The organism is Anoxybacillus sp. B2M1, assembly GCF_001634265.1.
Lineage (GTDB): Bacteria > Bacillota > Bacilli > Bacillales > Anoxybacillaceae > Anoxybacteroides > Anoxybacteroides rupiense.
The window spans coordinates 34596-51187 of the sequence record NZ_CP015435.1; the positions used below are offsets into that span (position 1 = coordinate 34596).

Consider the following 16592-nt stretch of genomic DNA (forward strand, 5'->3'; position numbering starts at 1 on the left):
ACTTGTCTTTGACCATCGAAAACATGAGGTTTCGCTTTTTGATGAGATATATGTCCATTTTCCAACTGCATCGAATCTAGGTGCTTAAAACAGTGCCATCTTCATGACCAATGAAAATTTTTAGCTTGTAATTATTTTTATATAATAACCATTTTACTTATTTACTAATAATGATTTTTATTTTGATACTTTCCTCTCTCTTTTGTTATAATGATATTTGAATGACGAGGGAGGGATAAAGATGGAAGAACGGGTTGAACGAATAAAAAAGCTCCTGCATACCGCTGGATACAAATTGACGCCACAGCGCGAGGCGACTGTCCGCGTCCTTTTGGAGCATGAAGAAGATCATTTGAGTGCGGAAGATGTCTACCTCCTCGTTAAAGAAAAATCTCCAGAGATCGGTTTAGCAACAGTCTATCGAACACTGGAGCTGTTAACGGAGTTGAAAATCGTCGATAAAATTAACTTTGGCGATGGTGTATCGCGATATGATCTTCGTCAAGAAGGAGCCGCGCATTTTCACCATCATTTAGTATGTATCGAATGCGGAGCAGTAGCGGAGATTCAAGAGGATTTGTTAGAGGAAGTAGAAGCCATTGTCGAGCGGGACTGGAAATTTAAAATTAAAGATCATCGTCTCACCTTTCACGGGATTTGTTACCGTTGCCAGGAAAAAGATAAACAAGAAGAATAACAAACCTTTTCCAGCGGGAAAGGTTTCATGTTGTAGACAAAGTCAAAACGGACTTTGTCTACAACCATTTTTGTCAGATTGGCTTGAACACGCTTGGCAAACGAGGAACATCGCTGAGTGGAAGAAAAACGTTCATGAGCGGACGAACGAGGTCCGTAACGCAGGATAAAAGCGTTTGTCAGCAGTCTAAACCTTTTCCAGTGGGGAAGGTTTTTGTCATCATCAAGTGATAGTTAGCATGAATCCAACAGATTTCTCCCCCTGTCTATTTTATGTATAAGGAAAAACGAAAGCATTCCAATGGCCGAAGAAATGGAAAAGGAACGGGCGCTGATATAGCCGGACGGCCGAACGACACGTTTCTCAGACAAATGAATTTGTCTGAAAGTGGCTGGTTGTTTGGCGTTCGGTCACACTTCGACGTGACGGGGGCAAGCCGTCGCTTTTCCTCTGCCGCATATAGGTTTTTACACATATCGTTCATTCATATTTATACAGTATAAGGAAAACGAGTGAATCGATTTTATCGGACACCAAGGGTATACATAGTATAAAATGAGAAAATCATGGCATATCCTCATAATAAGTAGCATGAGCGAATGAGGAGGGTATGCGGATGAAAACAGCATGGCAAATGATCAAAGTATTTGTTTTATTTACGAGCTGTACACTTTTGTTTTACTATAGTCTTGTATGGTTTTATCGAGAATACGAGAATTACCATCGCTATAATGAGCCACAAGGATCAGCGGTAAAGGTGTCGACAACGGAAAGCGTATCAACGGATTGGATAGAACGGTTGATATTTTTTTATAGAGACGGGGAGTAGAGAGCCTTGGAACATGAATTGAAGGATTTTCTTCATTATTTAACAGTCGAACGGAATTTGGCCCAAAATACAATTATTTCATATGAACGTGATTTAAGAAAATATGCCCGCTATTTGACACATGCGGAACAAATTCATTCATGGAACGATGTGTCTCGGCTTCATATTTTGCAATTTTTAAAGTTTTTAAAAGAACAAGGAAGCTCTGCTAAAACGATCGCCCGCCATATTGCCTCTGTTCGATCATTTCACCAATTTCTTTTGCGGGAAAAAATAGCGGAGCAGGATCCTTCTGTTCACATCGAGACACCGCAAATGGAGCGAACGCTGCCAAAGGTGTTATCGATGGCAGAAGTTGAAGCATTACTAGAAACACCAAAGACGAATACGCCCTTTGGCATGCGCGATAAGGCGATGCTTGAGCTATTGTATGCAACAGGGATGCGTGTAAGCGAGCTTGTGAACTTGAATCTGTCGGATGTGCATTTGACTATGGGGTTTGTTCGATGCTACGGGAAAGGAAGCAAGGAACGGATCGTGCCGGTGGGGCGCATGGCTCTATCGGCGCTAAAAGCATATATCGAAGAGGCAAGACCGAAGCTGATTCAGCCAAAAAAGCGCGCGAATGACGCATTATTTTTAAATCATCACGGAGATCGTTTAACACGTCAAGGGTTTTGGAAAATTTTAAAAAAATTAGCGAAGGAAGCGAACATCGAAAAAGAATTAACTCCGCATACGCTGCGGCATTCCTTTGCTACACATTTGCTGGAAAATGGAGCAGATTTGCGGGCTGTTCAAGAGCTTCTAGGGCATTCCGACATTTCAACAACGCAAATTTACACTCATGTAACGAAAACAAGATTAAAAGATGTGTATCAACAATACCACCCGCGCGCATAGCGGGTGGTTTTTTGTCCAAAATGTTCATAGCGGTTTTTATTGCGTATGAGCATGAAAACGTTTTATAATATAGTTGTCAGACTTCTGACAAATAAGGGCTTTATGGTTGTTGCAATCATTAGGATATGATCTACCAAGAACGTCACGCTCGATGAAGTAGGAGGAATCAATGATGAGCCATACATACAAACGCGTTTTTTTAATTGTGCTGGATTCCGTTGGCATTGGGGAAGCGCCTGATGCTGAAAAATACAATGATAAAGGAGCCGATACGCTTGGACATATTGCTGAGCATCGCGGCGGTTTAAACATGCCGCATATGGCGCAGCTTGGCCTTAGCAACATTCGAGAAATTCGGGGAATCGCGAAAGCTGAGAAACCGATGGCGTACTATACAAAAATGCAAGAAGCATCGGCTGGAAAAGATACGATGACTGGTCATTGGGAATTAATGGGGTTGCGCATTGATACGCCCTTTCAAGTGTTTCCAAAAGGTTTTCCAGAAGAATTAATTGCGGAGCTTGAAAAACGGACAGGACGGAAGGTCATTGGCAACAAACCTGCAAGCGGGACAGCCATTATTGAAGAACTGGGAAAAGAGCATATGGAAACAGGTGCGATCATCGTTTATACTTCGGCCGACTCCGTCTTACAAATTGCTGCTCATGAAGAAGTGGTCCCGCTTGATGAGCTTTATCATATTTGCAAAATTGCTCGTGAGCTGACACTGGATGAAAAATATATGGTCGGCCGTGTCATCGCGCGTCCATTTATCGGCCATCCGGGCAGCTTCCAGCGCACAGCGAATCGTCATGACTATGCCTTAAAACCATTTGGTCGCACGGTTATGAATGAATTGCAAGATGCTGGATACGATGTGATTGCCATTGGCAAAATTTCCGATATCTATGATAACGAAGGCGTGACCAAAGCGTTGCGCACGAAATCGAACATGGACGGAATGGATAAATTCATCGATACGCTCAAAATGGATTTTACAGGTTTAAGCTTTTTAAATCTTGTCGATTTTGACGCTTTATATGGACATCGCCGCGATCCGAAAGGATATGGTGATGCGCTGGAAGAGTTTGATATGCGCCTTGCTGAAGTATTGCCGCTTTTAAAAGAGGATGACTTGCTCATGATAACGGCGGATCATGGCAATGATCCTGTGCACCATGGGACAGACCATACGCGCGAATATGTGCCGCTTCTTGTGTACAGCCCTAGCATGAATGGCGGAAAGGAACTGCCGCTGCGGAGCACATTTGCTGATGTTGGGGCTACCATTGCGGATAATTTTCAAGTGAAGCTTCCAAAATACGGTCAAAGCTTTCTAGCCAGTTTGAAATAAGGAGGAACATTCATGAATCAAGCAGCGATTGAACAAGCGGAGCAGTTTTTAAAGGAAAAATGGACCGAACCGCCGCAAATCGGGCTCATTCTTGGCTCAGGACTCGGCGTATTGGCTGATGAAATTGAACAAGCAGTAAAAATTCCCTACAACGCGATTCCTGGATTCCCTGTTTCAACAGTTGAAGGGCATGCGGGGCAGTTAGTATACGGTCGGTTGGAAGGCGCTGTCGTGTTAGCCATGCAAGGGCGATTCCACTATTATGAAGGATACAGTTTTGATAAAGTAACCTTTCCTGTTCGTGTAATGAAACGATTGGGCGTTCAACAATTAATTGTCACCAATGCTGCTGGAGGTGTCAACGAATCATTTCAGCCAGGGGATTTAATGATCATCGCAGACCATATTAATAATATGGGAACCAATCCACTCATTGGTCCGAATGATCCATCATTCGGCGCCCGGTTCCCTGATATGTCAAAGGCTTATAGCAAATCATTAAGAGAATTGGCCAAAAACGTTGCTTCACGTTTAGGTATTCGCATACAAGAAGGCGTATATGTAGCGAATACAGGCCCATCATATGAAACACCTGCAGAAATTCGCATGATTCGCGCTATGGGCGGCGATGCGGTCGGCATGTCAACCGTTCCTGAAGTGATTGTAGCCCGCCATGCCAATATGGAGGTGCTCGGCATTTCTTGCATTTCTAATATGGCTGCTGGCATTTTAGATCAGCCGCTTACGCACGATGAGGTGATCGAGACGACAGAAAAAGTGAAGGCCGACTTTTTACGTCTTGTCAAAGCGATTGTCGCCGAAATGCGTAAATAAAACGATCGTACGTATTTTTTAGACGGTGGGATGATCATGAGCCGCTTCACAGGATGATGAATGAATCGGAAACAACGTCGTTCGGATTTTTGTCACGCATTTAGGTGGCAAAGACAATCCAGTGGAGTTGTCTTTAACCGCCGATGTTTCAAGGACCATTCGTCCCCTCTTTAGATTGTATTTGATAGAGAAAAAAATCAATGAAAAGGTGATTTTATATGAGAATGGTAGACTTAATTGCGAAAAAACGAGATGGCCAGTCTTTGACGAACGAAGAAATCCAATTTATCATGAACGGATATACCAATGGCGACATTCCGGATTATCAAATGAGTGCGTGGGCGATGGCGGTATTTTTTCGCGGAATGACAGAAGAAGAAACGGCCGCATTAACACTGGCAATGGTTCATTCTGGAGAAACGATTGATTTATCAAAAATAGAGGGAATAAAAGTGGATAAACATTCGACAGGCGGTGTAGGCGATACAACTACGCTCGTATTAGGCCCTCTTGTTGCTTCTGTTGGTGTGCCGGTAGCCAAAATGTCGGGGCGTGGGCTTGGCCATACCGGTGGCACGATTGATAAATTAGAATCGGTGCCAGGATTTCATGTGGAAATGAATAACGATCAATTTATCGAATTGGTTAACCAAAATAAAATTGCGGTCATTGGTCAAACAGGCAATCTAACTCCGGCTGATAAAAAGCTTTATGCGCTTCGAGATGTAACGGCAACAGTCAACAGCATTCCTTTGATTGCTTCATCCATTATGAGCAAAAAAATTGCCGCAGGAGCCGATGCGATTGTATTAGATGTCAAAACAGGGGCTGGAGCATTTATGAAAGATTTGGAGGATGCCAGAGCGTTAGCTGAAGCGATGGTGGAAATCGGAAAGCGTGTAGGCCGGAAAACAATGGCTATTATTTCGGATATGAGCCAGCCTCTTGGTTATGCAATTGGAAACGCGTTGGAAGTGAAAGAAGCCATTGATACGCTCAAAGGAGAAGGACCGGAAGATCTGCAAGAGCTCTGCCTTGTGCTCGGAAGCCATATGGTCTATTTGGCAGAGAAAGCGGCGTCTTTAGAAGAAGCGCGGGCCATGCTGGAAAAAGCCATACAAGACGGCTCTGCATTAAATACATTTAAAAAGTTCTTGGCTGCTCAAGGGGGAGATGTGTCTGTCATCGATGATCCGTCCAAACTGCCGCAGGCGAAATATCAAATAGAGCTAATCGCGCAAGAAGATGGCTATGTAACAGAGATTGTTGCCGATGCAGTCGGTACAGCGGCAATGCTTCTTGGCGCTGGGCGGGCGACAAAGGAATCGTCCATCGACTTGGCGGTTGGACTTGTGTTGCGCAAGAAAATCGGAGATGCTGTTCATAAAGGGGAATCGCTTGTGACGATTTATAGCAATAGCGAACAAGTGGATGAAGTCAAGAACATGTTATATGAAAACATCAAAATTACTCCAGAGCCTGTTCAAGCGCCAACGCTGATTTATGACAAAATTTTATAAGGAGGCTGTCTCAAAAGGTCGTTAAATCGACCTTTTGGGGACTGCCTCTTTTTTATTACTTGATTATTTATTTCTTTTTTGAATCAGGAATGGCTCCTTATTTCTGAATTTTATCCTGTTTTTTTCTTTGGTGGATCGGTTGTGGTCGTCCACTTTCCCAAATGGTGAGCAGCACAAATAAGCCCCCATTCCAAGGTGATTTTTGGGAGCCCTCTTAACCAAAAGCGCTGAAATTGCTGGTTGTGCTTGATGGGCCCAAACACCGGCTCCTTTTCGATTGATCGTTTTCGGTACGTCGCCGCTCCTTCTTCCGCGGACAGCTGTTCCCGGATCTCCTGCCGTTGTTATTGCGGATGGTTTTCGTGCTTTTGCCTTTGGCGCATGCTGCCTGAAACGGGTATCCGGCACAAGCCATACAACGATACGTCCGTTTGACGGCAACATACCCGTTGTCCGTCGTTTCTTTCCGTTCATACACAAACACCAACCGTTTCCCTTTGGCGCCAATCCATTCATCCAGCTCCTCCTCATACGTCATGTCCTCGATTCAGCCGATCTCCTTCGCCCACGCTTTCGTTGATTCCCGATCCAACGTGTTGTACTTGATCAGGGCGACGATCTCCTTTTTCTCACAATACGTGTAAGTTCTCCTCTTTATCCAAAAAAGTACTCCAAAAGCGAATGCTATGCGAACACTTTTGGGACCCTCTTTTGTTGGGGACAAGCAGTGATCGATTTGCTTTTCAACATGATGAAATCTAAGCATTTTCGTTTGCGGACTAGCGTGTTTTAACAAGTTGTGTAGATCGAAAGTCATGGTTTGAAACCATCATGACAGCCGACGTTTTTGGCTGATCGCATAAATTAGCTTCTCTCACCATTCTCCACATGTATAAAAAAATAAAAATTGGAAAAGATGGCATGTATAAAGAATGGAGGGTTGGGAGATGAAGAAAGCCATTATTGGTTTGCTGCTCATGATTTGTTGGACGATACCAATATCAACAGGAGTTCAAGCAGCTGAAAAACAAGCGAGCCCAAATGCGGATCTCGTCAGTCAAGCAAAATCGGCTATTTTAATTGAACGCGATACAGGGACCATCTTGTATGAAAAAAACGTTCACCAAAAGTTGCCTCCTGCCAGCATGACAAAAATTATGACTATGCTGCTGATTATGGATGCAATCGATCAAGGAAAGCTCAAATGGAATGAAAAAGTGCGAGCAAGCGAATATGCCGCATCAATGGGAGGCTCACAAATTTTTTTAGAGCCTGGTGAAGAAATGACCGTTGATGAGCTTATGCGCGGAATCGCGATTGGTTCTGGTAATGATGCAGCAGTAGCGATGGCAGAACGAATTGCTGGCTCCGAGAAAGCTTTCGTAGAAATGATGAATAAAAAAGCAAAACAGATGGGGCTTAAGGATACCGTCTTTAAAAACGCCACCGGTTTGCCTGCGGAAGGTCATTATAGTAGCGCATACGATATGGCGATGATGGCAAAGGAACTATTAAAATATGATGAGGTTACGAAATATACGGGAAAATATGAAGATTATTTACGGGAAAATACAGACAAAAAATTTTGGCTTGTGAATACAAACCGTCTTGTGAAATTTTATCCGGGAGTGGATGGAGTGAAGACCGGTTTCACAGCGGATGCAAAATATTGTTTAACAGCCACAGCCAAAAAAGATGGTATGCGTGTGATTGCCGTCATATTTGGAGCACCGACGCCAAAGGAACGCAATGAACAAATTACCAAATTATTAGATTATGCCTTTAGTCAATATCAAACCCATCCTGTTTATAAACGCAATGAAGTCATCAGCCACGTCAAGATCAGCAAAGGAAAGAAAAAGGAAGCTGAACTGGTGACAGCAGAGCCGATTTCTGTATTGACGAAAAAGGGAGCTAATGTTAAGGATATTCAGAAAGTGGTGAAGCTCAAGGAGAATGTAAAGGCGCCGATTCAAAAAGGAGAAGAGCTTGGCACGCTTGTTTTAAAGCAGAATGGAAAAAAACTTCTAGAGAGCCCGCTTGTTGCTAAGCAATCTGTCCAAGAAGCTAGTTGGTGGGATTTATGGAAGCGGACGCTGAGTTCGTTTGTCAAATCTGCTTAAATAAACAAATAGCGTCGATTTCTGTAGATTTTGCTCTACTTTTTTTGGATTCGCACTAGTTTTGTCAAACGGCAGGACTTCCCCGTCATTTTAGAGAAGTAGTTCCATATCTGAAATGACAAGGGGGAAAGTGCAGTGAGTCTAGTGATGGACTTTGAAGTGAGACAAGATGTGTTGCTCATTCGACTTGCCGGTGAGCTCGACCATCATACAGCGGAAGAGCTGCGGGAAAAAGTGACCGATACTCTTGAAAAAGAACATATTCATCATATTGTATTTAATCTTGAGAATTTAATGTTTATGGATAGCTCCGGACTTGGCGTTATTTTAGGGCGCTATAAGCAAATCAAAAATTTGGGTGGAGAAATGATCGTTTGTTCTGTTTCTCCAGCTGTTAAACGATTGTTTGATATGTCCGGGCTATTTAAAATTATCCGTCTAGAAGAAGATGAACAATTTGCATTACAGACATTGGGGGTGGCGTAAATGAGAAACGAAATGCACCTCCAATTTTCGGCACTTAGTCAAAATGAATCGTTTGCCCGTGTAACAGTGGCCGCATTTGTTGCTCAGCTTGATCCAACAATGGATGAACTGACAGAAATCAAAACGGTTGTGTCAGAAGCGGTGACCAATGCGATTATTCACGGGTATAACAATGATCCAAACGGAATGGTCTATATTTCTGTCGTGATAGAGGAGGGGGCTGTCCGCATTACAATCAGAGATGAAGGAGCAGGAATCGCGGACATTGAAGAGGCGCGGCAGCCATTGTTTACAACGAAACCTGAATTAGAACGATCGGGAATGGGGTTTACCATTATGGAAAACTTCATGGATGAAATCTCGATTCACTCGGAAGTGAACAAAGGGACAACTGTTCATTTAACGAAATATATTACGAAAAGCAAAGCGTTATGCAATTAAGGGAGACATGCCTATGGATGTCGATGTCAAGCAAGAACAGACGCCAATTAAGGATCAGGCAATGAAAGAGCTGATTCGACGCAGCCAAGAAGGCGACCAAGCAGCGCGTGATGAAATTATTCAAAAAAATATGCGGCTTGTTTGGTCTGTTGTCCAGCGTTTTTTGAATCGCGGCTATGAGCCGGATGATTTATTTCAAATCGGCTGTATCGGATTGCTCAAATCGGTGGATAAATTTGATTTATCGTATGATGTTAAATTTTCAACCTATGCAGTGCCAATGATTATTGGCGAAATTCAGCGGTTTATTCGAGATGATGGAACCGTGAAGGTGAGCCGTTCTCTCAAAGAAACGGGCAATAAAATACGCAAGGCGAAGGATGAATTATCCAAACGTCATGGGCGTGTGCCGACCGTAACGGAAATTGCCGAATATTTACAAATTTCACCTGAAGAAGTTGTGCTTGCTCAAGAAGCAAGCCGATCCCCGGCGTCCATTCACGAAACGGTCTATGAAAACGATGGCGATCCCATCACTCTTCTTGATCAAATCGCTGACCAAGATGAAGATTCGTGGTTCGATAAAATTGCGTTAAAAAAAGCAATAGAAGAGCTGGATGAGCGAGAACGGCTGATTGTATATTTGCGTTATTACAAGGACCAAACGCAATCAGAAGTGGCATCTAGATTAGGCATCTCTCAAGTGCAAGTATCACGACTGGAAAAGAAGATTTTACAGCAAATGAAACAAAGAATGGATGAGTAAGCATCCATTCTTTTTCTTTTTTATAGAATTGATGGTAATTGACATCAAACCGAATGATTCCTTTTTTGTCCAAACATACTATTCATTAAGAAATTAATGAGGTTGAGGGTGTGAGGCAAATGGAAAAAGCCGTATTTGTGAAATTGCGCCACCGTGTTCAAGTCAAACCTGATGATGTCATATTGGTAGGAGATGTGGCGCAAATCATTGCTAGTGATAAGCAAATGCTTCAGCAATTAAAGCGAATTCCTTTATATCGTATCCAACGAAGCGACAAAAATATTGTCATTGTCGATGTAATGAAAGTGGTGGACGCGATTGTCCGTTTTGATCCTTCATTAGAAATTCAAACGATCGGCTCCGCTCAAACGATTGTAGAGGTGGTATATCCGAAACGGACGATTTCATTTGCCTATTTTTTAGCGGTTTGGCTGCTGCTTTTTATTGGCTCGGCCATCGCGATTATTAATTTTCATGAAGATGTGAGTATGCAGGAAACGCATCAGCATTTATACACGATCATTACAGGGAAAAAAGCCGACAAGCCTCTTCTCTTCCAGATTCCCTATTCGATTGGTCTGGGATTAGGGATGATTATCTTTTTTAATCATGTGTTTCGTAAGCGGATTAACGAAGAACCGAGTCCTCTCGAAGTCGAAATGTTCAATTATCAGCAATCGCTCGATCAATATGTGATTTTACATGAAAATAAGGAAAGCATGAAGCAAATTGACGACCGTTAAGGCGATTGCTGTTATCGTGATTGGCTTAGCGGGAGGACTGGCGGTAGGCACAGGATTTGTGGCTTTTTTGGCCGTTCTCGGCGTAATCCCAAGACTGACACAATTAACAAAAACAATGAAATGGATTTATGCCTATGAATGGAGTGCTGTTTTTGGAGCAGTAACTGGCGGATGGATGAGCCTTCGTTCTTCTGCTTTAGATATCTCTAAATATTGGCTCATTCCGTTAGGCTTATTTAGCGGAGTATTTATTGGGATGTTGGCAGCAGCGCTGACAGAGGTGCTGAATGTGTGGCCTATTTTAGCCAAACGGATCGGGATGGTAGATAAAATTATTTTATTGATGATGGCCCTTGTCTTCGGAAAAGTGTTTGGCTCTTTATTTTATTGGATGTATTTTGCAGAGGTGATGTCATTATGAAACTGCGCGATCATTACCAGCAGGCTGTCAGAAAATTTCAGCCTAAGCCTTCCTATTTAGCAAATAGCTTTCAAGCATTTATCAGCGGCGGTTTGGTTTGTGCTGGCGCAGAGGGGCTGCGGGCGTTATATATGAATAGTTGGGGATTTTCATCAGATGCTGCTCAACATTTAATGATGTTAACCGTCATGGGCTTAGCTGTTTTGCTGACAGCCATGGGACGATATGATGCTTTGAGCCAATTTGCTGGTGCCGGCGCGACCGTGTTGCTTACCGGCTTTGCGAATTCTTTAGCGAGCGCGGCTATGGAGCATCGAACAGAAGGATGGGTTAGCGGAATCGCTAATCATATGTTTAAAATCGGCGGTGTCGTCATCGTCTATGGAATGGTCATTGCCTATATTTTAGGAGTGATATATTACATCGTGTAAATGAAAGGGGGAGTTCTGTGCGACTTGTTGGAAAACAAACATGGGTATTTGAGAACAATATATATATTCAGGCAACAGGAACGGCAGTTGGTCCTTTTGAAGCGGACGGCCCCCTTGGAAAGCAATTTGATGTAGGATATCGCGATTTGTATTGCGGAGAAAAAACATGGGAGCTTGCGGAGCGGCGTCTGATGAAAGAAGCGATTACTATTTGCATGAATAAAGGAAATGTGACAGCAAATGAAATTGATGTGTTTCTTGCTGGGGATTTATTAAATCAAAATGTTACAGCCAATTATACAGCGCGTGAGCTTCCGATTCCGTTTTTATGCATGTTTGGAGCGTGCTCTACTTCGATGGAAACGCTGGCCGTCGGGGCGGCTCTTGTCGATGGGGGCTTTGCCAGACAAGCGCTTGTGGCAACAAGCAGCCACAACGCGACAGCGGAGCGGCAATTTCGTTATCCAACGGAGCTTGGTATTCAAAAACCGAAAAGTGCAACATTTACAGTAACCGGAGCGGGGGCAGCGCTTATCGGCAGCCAAAAGGGCCGATTTCGAGTGACGGCGGCTACCATTGGAAGAGTGATCGATGCCGGCTTAAAAAATCCGATGGATATGGGAGCGGCGATGGCGCCGGCCGCTGCCCACACGATCGAGCAGCACTTTTTGGACTTAAATCGTTCGCCCGCTGATTATGACTTGATTGTAACAGGGGATCTATCAGGAATCGGCAGTGTGATTGTCAAAGAATTATTGATGGAAGCAGGCTATGATATCACGGATGGTTACAGCGATTGCGGGCTCATGATCTACCGGCCGGATCAAAGAAAATTTGCCGGCGGAAGCGGGTGTGCCTGCTGTGCGGTTGTTACGTATGGCCATTTATTAAGAGAAATGGAAAAGGGGACGTTTCGCAAAATATTTGTTGTCGCAACAGGAGCGTTATTAAGTCAGACTATGATTCAGCAAAAACAATCGATTCCAGCGATTGCTCACGGCGTTGTGATCGAATCGGTAGGAGGATGAGAAATGGACTATTGGATGGCCTTTTTAGTGGGTGGAGCGATCTGCGGGGCGGCTCAATGGCTGATGGATCGCGCCAATATATCGCAAATCCATATGCTTGCCGGACTTGTAAGCGTCGGTGCTCTGCTGGGAGCACTTGGTGTATATGACCAATTAGTAGAGGTCGCAGGCGCGGGCGCTTTGCTGCCAATGAGCGGCTTCGGCTATTTGCTTGCCAAAGGGATCGCGTCCCATGAAGCTGGACAAGGATGGATGAATATGGGGGCCAACATGTTCCAATATATTGGTCTCGAGCTTTCATTTGTCATTACGCTATCATTTGTCGCGGCCCTTATTTGCAAACCAAGGGGATAACGATGATGAAAAAAAGGCGGGTCATTATTGTAACAGATGGCGATGATTTTGCATGGCGGACGATTCAGCATATTGCGAAGGAAATTGGCGGCCGCTGCATTAGCCGCTCTCGGGGGAATCCATCAAAACTGACAGGTGAACAGCTCGTGGAGCTTATTTTACAGACGCCGTATGATCCTGTATTTGTGATGTTTGATGATTGTGGAGCAGTCGGTGAAGGCGCAGGCGAACAGGCGCTAAAGTACGTGGCGACCCATAAACAAATTGAGGTGATGGGGGCTATTGCAGTCGCCTCCAATACTCACCAGAATGAATGGACAAAGGTACATGTCAGCATTGATCGAAATGGAAAATTGACAGAGCGCGGAGTGGATAAAGAAGGAATCCAAGAAATGGAGTTGGGGCGTATCAATGGTGATACCGTTTATTGCTTAGAGCAGCTACCCATTCCGATTATCGTTGGTATCGGTGATATCGGAAAGATGGGCTATCGCGACCACGTTAAATACGGTTCGCCCATTACAAAAAAAGCGGTTGAGGTTCTTTTAGAAAGGAGTGAAAATGGTGGCAGCAGACACAAACAGCATCCCGATTTTTGAAAAGCTTACGGATAATGAAGCCTATTTAAAAGAGAAAATCGGGATTGGAACAAGCTTTGATTTAGGAATTCGCAAAGTCTATGTGCTAACGAGAGAGGTGCACATTTATTATTGTAACGGCCTGTGTGATACACAATATTTAATTGAACTGCTTAAACAAATTGTGCAAATTAATGATAACGAGCGCCAAGAAGCTCGAGCGAAGCAAATTCTTGCTAATCGTCTTGTCCATCAGCAAGTCAGTCCCGTTCAAGATTTGAATGATGCGATTAATCAATTGTTGTCAGGGCTTATCATCATTTTAATGGAAGGGGAAACAAGCGGATTTGTCGTTGATGTCCGCAGTTATCCAGGCCGTCAGCCGCAAGAGCCCGATACGGAAAAAGTCGTACGCGGAGCACGCGACGGCTATGTTGAAAATATTATTGTCAATACGGCATTAACGCGGCGCCGCATTCGTGACGAACGGTTGCGCTTTGAAATTATGCAAGTAGGCGAACGTTCCAAAACGGATGTATGCATTGCTTATATTAAGGATGTAGCGGATCCTGGATTGATTGAGCTTGTAAAAAAAGAAATTCAACAAATTAAAATTGATGGTTTAACAATGGCGGACAAAACGATTGAAGAATTTTTAGTCAAGCAGGGATATAATCCATATCCCCTTGTGCGATATACGGAGCGTCCTGACGTAGCCGCAACTCATTTATTAGAAGGACATGTCATTATTATGGTGGACACTTCACCAAGCGTGATTATTACGCCGACCACCTTTTTTCATCATGTGCAGCATGCCGAGGAGTATCGGCAAAATCCTGCGGTTGGAACGTTTGTGCGCTGGGTGCGGTTTCTAGGCATTTTAGCCTCCATCTTTCTATTGCCGCTTTGGATTTTATTTGTGCTAGAACCTTCCTTGTTGCCTGACAAAATGGCATTTATCGGACCAAATAAACACACAAATATTCCAGCCATTGTCCAAATTTTCCTTGCCGATTTCGGAATTGAATTTTTGCGAATGGCAGCTATTCATACGCCGACCTCGTTATCAACAGCTATGGGATTGATTGCGGCTGTATTAATTGGGCAAATTGCGATTGATGTCGGCTTGTTTGTGCCTGAAGTCATTTTATATGTCTCTATTGCTGCGATTGGCTCATTTGCTACACCAAGCTATGAATTAAGCATCGCTAATAAAATCGCCCGTCTCCTGCTCGCTTTAGCAGTGGCTATATTTAAAGTGCCAGGGCTTATTATCGGAACGACCATTTATTTAATTTGGTTAGTTCGAATTCGTTCGCTGAACACCCCGTATTTGTGGCCATTTATTCCGTTTGATCCAGCTGCGTTTATGCAAATTGTTGTTCGCCGTTCACTGGCGGGCGGAAAAGTGCGACCAAGTATTGTTCATCCGCAAAATCAGCAAAGACGCCCCGTGTAAGGAGGGTCTCTTGGTTGCTGAAAGATTTTGCTGAATGAGGAAACAATAAAAATAACGGATTATTCACATTTGTATTGCAACTTTTTTTATTTTATGGTACGTTATACGTAATCTTTTCCGCAGAAAAGGCAGTTAATCCCTATTTGTTAACTGTCTTTTTTGCTTTCAGATCGCATAAAAATTTGTGATTTTGAATATTTAATCTTTCGGAATGAGGGATCGGCATGTTTTTTTACGGAACGAGTCGTGTGAATGACAAAGGACATTTAGAAATTGGCGGTGTTGATACTGTTGATCTCGCAAAGGAATATGGAACGCCGCTGTATATTTATGACGTGGCGTTAATTCGCCAGCGCGCCCGCGCGTTTAAAGAAACGTTTGAAAAGTACGGGGTAAAAGCGCAAGTGGCGTATGCTAGCAAAGCGTTTTCGACGGTTGCTATGGTTCAATTAGTGGAGGAAGAAGGATTATCGCTTGATGTAGTGTCTGGCGGAGAGCTATATACAGCCCTAAAAGCGGATTTCCCTCCTGAGCGCATCCATTTCCACGGGAATAATAAAAGCCGCCAAGAGCTGGAAATGGCGTTGGCGCATGGTGTCGGCTGTATTGTAATAGATAATTTTTATGAATTGCAGCTACTCGAACAAATTTGTGCAGAAAGAGGAATGACGGCGTCTGTTTTAATTCGGGTAACACCAGGAATTGAAGCGCATACTCATGATTATATTTTGACAGGTCAGGAAGATTCTAAATTCGGCTTTGACTTAAACAATGGACAGGCTGATCGCGCGTTAAAGCAAGCCTTATCTTCTCCATCGTTCCACGTGCTGGGGATTCATTGTCATATTGGTTCACAAATTTTTGAAACAACAGGCTTTGTGCTGGCGGCGCAAAAAATTTTCCACAAAATCGCCGATTGGAAAGAGGTCTATGATTTTGTTCCGAAGGTTGTCAATCTTGGCGGCGGCTTTGGAATTCGCTATACAAATGAAGATACGCCGCTTCCGGCTGCGGAATACGTAGAAAATATTATTGCTGAAGCAGCAAAACAGGCAGCAGAGCTGGGCATTGCTATGCCGGAAATTTGGATTGAGCCAGGCCGTTCGCTTGTCGGTGATGCCGGAACCACGATTTATTCGATCGGTTCGCGCAAAGAAGTGCCTAATGTGCGTCATTATGTGGCTGTTGATGGGGGAATGAGTGACAATATTCGGCCAGCATTGTATGAAGCAAAATATGAAGCAGTGTTGGCGAATCGAGTTCTTGATGAGAAGCAAGAGGTTGTGGCGATTGCCGGAAAATGCTGTGAATCAGGTGACATGCTGATCTGGGACTTGCCGCTTCCAAAGACAGAAGCAGGTGATTATTTGGCTGTATTTTGCACCGGGGCATATGGCTATTCGATGGCCAATAACTATAATCGCTTGCCTCGCCCGGCTGTTGTTTTTGTTGAAAACGGCGAGGCGCAGCTCGTCGTTTGCCGAGAAACGTATGAGGACTTAGTTCGTTTAGACGTGCCATTACGGGCGAAAGTCAATAGATGACCATGCTATAGGAATATCACAATGAAGGTACATTGGATATCACATACTCCTTGAAATGAAAGCGTGTGATAAAACAAAGAA

At 43.7% G+C, this 16592-nt stretch carries 18 protein-coding genes and 1 pseudogene; 18 read left to right on the plus strand and 1 reads right to left on the minus strand.

Features of this window, described 5'->3' with window-relative positions:
- Window positions 1-241: 241 nt before the first annotated feature.
- The 6 genes from fur (at window position 242) to GFC28_RS00225 (ending at window position 6137) form a co-directional block, all read left to right on the plus strand.
- Complete coding sequence (fur, locus tag GFC28_RS00200; RefSeq protein ID WP_044746542.1) at window positions 242-697, plus strand: ferric iron uptake transcriptional regulator; 456 nt, start codon at window positions 242-244, stop codon at window positions 695-697.
- 616 nt (window positions 698-1313) lie between these two features.
- The gene (locus tag GFC28_RS00205) at window positions 1314-1526 is read left to right on the plus strand and encodes a YqzK family protein (protein ID WP_044746541.1); all 213 of its coding nucleotides are present in this window, start codon (window positions 1314-1316) and stop codon (window positions 1524-1526) included.
- Window positions 1527-1532: 6 nt separating this feature from the next.
- On the plus strand, window positions 1533-2429 hold the full coding sequence (gene xerD, locus GFC28_RS00210) for a site-specific tyrosine recombinase XerD (protein ID WP_044746540.1): 897 nt from the start codon (window positions 1533-1535) through the stop codon (window positions 2427-2429).
- 172 nt (window positions 2430-2601) lie between these two features.
- A complete protein-coding gene (gene deoB / locus GFC28_RS00215) occupies window positions 2602-3783 on the plus strand; it encodes a phosphopentomutase (protein ID WP_044746539.1) in 1182 nt (393 codons plus the stop codon).
- Between the two features lie 12 nt (window positions 3784-3795).
- Entirely contained in the window at window positions 3796-4617 is an 822-nt protein-coding gene (locus GFC28_RS00220) for a purine-nucleoside phosphorylase (protein WP_044746538.1), read from the plus strand.
- A 218-nt stretch (window positions 4618-4835) separates the two neighbouring features.
- Window positions 4836-6137 (plus strand): pyrimidine-nucleoside phosphorylase, encoded by a 1302-nt coding sequence (locus tag GFC28_RS00225; protein ID WP_044746537.1) that lies wholly within the window; start codon window positions 4836-4838, stop codon window positions 6135-6137.
- Between the two features lie 110 nt (window positions 6138-6247).
- Here the strand turns inward: GFC28_RS00225 and GFC28_RS19095 are convergent.
- Window positions 6248-6780: pseudogene (locus GFC28_RS19095) on the minus strand (transposase); the annotation flags it as partial.
- Between the two features lie 304 nt (window positions 6781-7084).
- Between GFC28_RS19095 and GFC28_RS00240 the strand changes: the two are divergent.
- The 12 genes from GFC28_RS00240 (at window position 7085) to lysA (ending at window position 16511) form a co-directional block, all read left to right on the plus strand.
- On the plus strand, window positions 7085-8260 hold the full coding sequence (locus tag GFC28_RS00240) for a D-alanyl-D-alanine carboxypeptidase family protein (RefSeq protein WP_044742164.1): 1176 nt from the start codon (window positions 7085-7087) through the stop codon (window positions 8258-8260).
- A gap of 147 nt (window positions 8261-8407) precedes the next feature.
- Window positions 8408-8746, plus strand: coding sequence for an anti-sigma F factor antagonist (spoIIAA, locus tag GFC28_RS00245; RefSeq protein ID WP_221212008.1), 339 nt, complete (start codon window positions 8408-8410; stop codon window positions 8744-8746).
- Window positions 8747-9187 (plus strand): anti-sigma F factor, encoded by a 441-nt coding sequence (spoIIAB, locus tag GFC28_RS00250; RefSeq protein ID WP_044742166.1) that lies wholly within the window; start codon window positions 8747-8749, stop codon window positions 9185-9187.
- A gap of 13 nt (window positions 9188-9200) precedes the next feature.
- Window positions 9201-9953: an RNA polymerase sporulation sigma factor SigF gene (sigF, locus tag GFC28_RS00255; RefSeq protein WP_044742167.1), complete on the plus strand. Its 753-nt coding sequence runs from the start codon at window positions 9201-9203 to the stop codon at window positions 9951-9953.
- A gap of 119 nt (window positions 9954-10072) precedes the next feature.
- A complete protein-coding gene (locus GFC28_RS00260; protein ID WP_044742168.1) occupies window positions 10073-10696 on the plus strand; it encodes a stage V sporulation protein AA in 624 nt (207 codons plus the stop codon).
- Window positions 10683-11117, plus strand: coding sequence for a stage V sporulation protein AB (locus GFC28_RS00265; RefSeq protein ID WP_044742169.1), 435 nt, complete (start codon window positions 10683-10685; stop codon window positions 11115-11117). The genes GFC28_RS00260 and GFC28_RS00265 overlap by 14 nt, the downstream gene beginning before the upstream one ends.
- Window positions 11114-11548: a SpoVA/SpoVAEb family sporulation membrane protein gene (locus tag GFC28_RS00270; RefSeq protein WP_044742170.1), complete on the plus strand. Its 435-nt coding sequence runs from the start codon at window positions 11114-11116 to the stop codon at window positions 11546-11548. Before GFC28_RS00265 ends, GFC28_RS00270 begins: the two co-directional genes overlap by 4 nt.
- A gap of 17 nt (window positions 11549-11565) precedes the next feature.
- Window positions 11566-12576 (plus strand): stage V sporulation protein AD, encoded by a 1011-nt coding sequence (gene spoVAD / locus GFC28_RS00275; protein WP_044742171.1) that lies wholly within the window; start codon window positions 11566-11568, stop codon window positions 12574-12576.
- Window positions 12577-12579: 3 nt separating this feature from the next.
- The gene (locus GFC28_RS00280) at window positions 12580-12930 is read left to right on the plus strand and encodes a SpoVA/SpoVAEb family sporulation membrane protein (RefSeq protein ID WP_044742172.1); all 351 of its coding nucleotides are present in this window, start codon (window positions 12580-12582) and stop codon (window positions 12928-12930) included.
- A 5-nt stretch (window positions 12931-12935) separates the two neighbouring features.
- Window positions 12936-13529 carry a stage V sporulation protein SpoVABEA gene (locus tag GFC28_RS00285; protein WP_044742311.1) on the plus strand — a complete coding sequence of 198 codons (594 nt, stop codon included), beginning with the start codon at window positions 12936-12938 and terminating at the stop codon, window positions 13527-13529.
- Window positions 13492-14967, plus strand: a complete 1476-nt coding sequence (locus tag GFC28_RS00290) for a spore germination protein (protein WP_044742173.1) — start codon at window positions 13492-13494, stop codon at window positions 14965-14967. The genes GFC28_RS00285 and GFC28_RS00290 overlap by 38 nt, the downstream gene beginning before the upstream one ends.
- A gap of 224 nt (window positions 14968-15191) precedes the next feature.
- Window positions 15192-16511, plus strand: a complete 1320-nt coding sequence (gene lysA / locus GFC28_RS00295) for a diaminopimelate decarboxylase (protein ID WP_044742174.1) — start codon at window positions 15192-15194, stop codon at window positions 16509-16511.
- Window positions 16512-16592: the final 81 nt, after the last annotated feature.

Bases quoted from the DNA above. Each gene is read 5' to 3' on its own strand.
- fur (WP_044746542.1), top strand. From the start codon at position 242: ATGGAAGAACGGGTTGAACGAATAAAAAAGCTCCTGCATACCGCTGGA.
- GFC28_RS00205 (WP_044746541.1), top strand. From the start codon at position 1,314: ATGAAAACAGCATGGCAAATGATCAAAGTATTTGTTTTATTTACGAGC.
- deoB (WP_044746539.1), top strand. From the start codon at position 2,602: ATGAGCCATACATACAAACGCGTTTTTTTAATTGTGCTGGATTCCGTT.
- GFC28_RS00220 (WP_044746538.1), top strand. From the start codon at position 3,796: ATGAATCAAGCAGCGATTGAACAAGCGGAGCAGTTTTTAAAGGAAAAA.
- GFC28_RS00225 (WP_044746537.1), top strand. From the start codon at position 4,836: ATGAGAATGGTAGACTTAATTGCGAAAAAACGAGATGGCCAGTCTTTG.
- GFC28_RS00240 (WP_044742164.1), top strand. From the start codon at position 7,085: ATGAAGAAAGCCATTATTGGTTTGCTGCTCATGATTTGTTGGACGATA.
- spoIIAA (WP_221212008.1), top strand. From the start codon at position 8,408: ATGGACTTTGAAGTGAGACAAGATGTGTTGCTCATTCGACTTGCCGGT.
- spoIIAB (WP_044742166.1), top strand. From the start codon at position 8,747: ATGAGAAACGAAATGCACCTCCAATTTTCGGCACTTAGTCAAAATGAA.
- sigF (WP_044742167.1), top strand. From the start codon at position 9,201: ATGGATGTCGATGTCAAGCAAGAACAGACGCCAATTAAGGATCAGGCA.
- GFC28_RS00260 (WP_044742168.1), top strand. From the start codon at position 10,073: ATGGAAAAAGCCGTATTTGTGAAATTGCGCCACCGTGTTCAAGTCAAA.
- GFC28_RS00270 (WP_044742170.1), top strand. From the start codon at position 11,114: ATGAAACTGCGCGATCATTACCAGCAGGCTGTCAGAAAATTTCAGCCT.
- GFC28_RS00280 (WP_044742172.1), top strand. From the start codon at position 12,580: ATGGACTATTGGATGGCCTTTTTAGTGGGTGGAGCGATCTGCGGGGCG.
- GFC28_RS00285 (WP_044742311.1), top strand. From the start codon at position 12,936: ATGAAAAAAAGGCGGGTCATTATTGTAACAGATGGCGATGATTTTGCA.
- GFC28_RS00290 (WP_044742173.1), top strand. From the start codon at position 13,492: ATGGTGGCAGCAGACACAAACAGCATCCCGATTTTTGAAAAGCTTACG.
- lysA (WP_044742174.1), top strand. From the start codon at position 15,192: ATGTTTTTTTACGGAACGAGTCGTGTGAATGACAAAGGACATTTAGAA.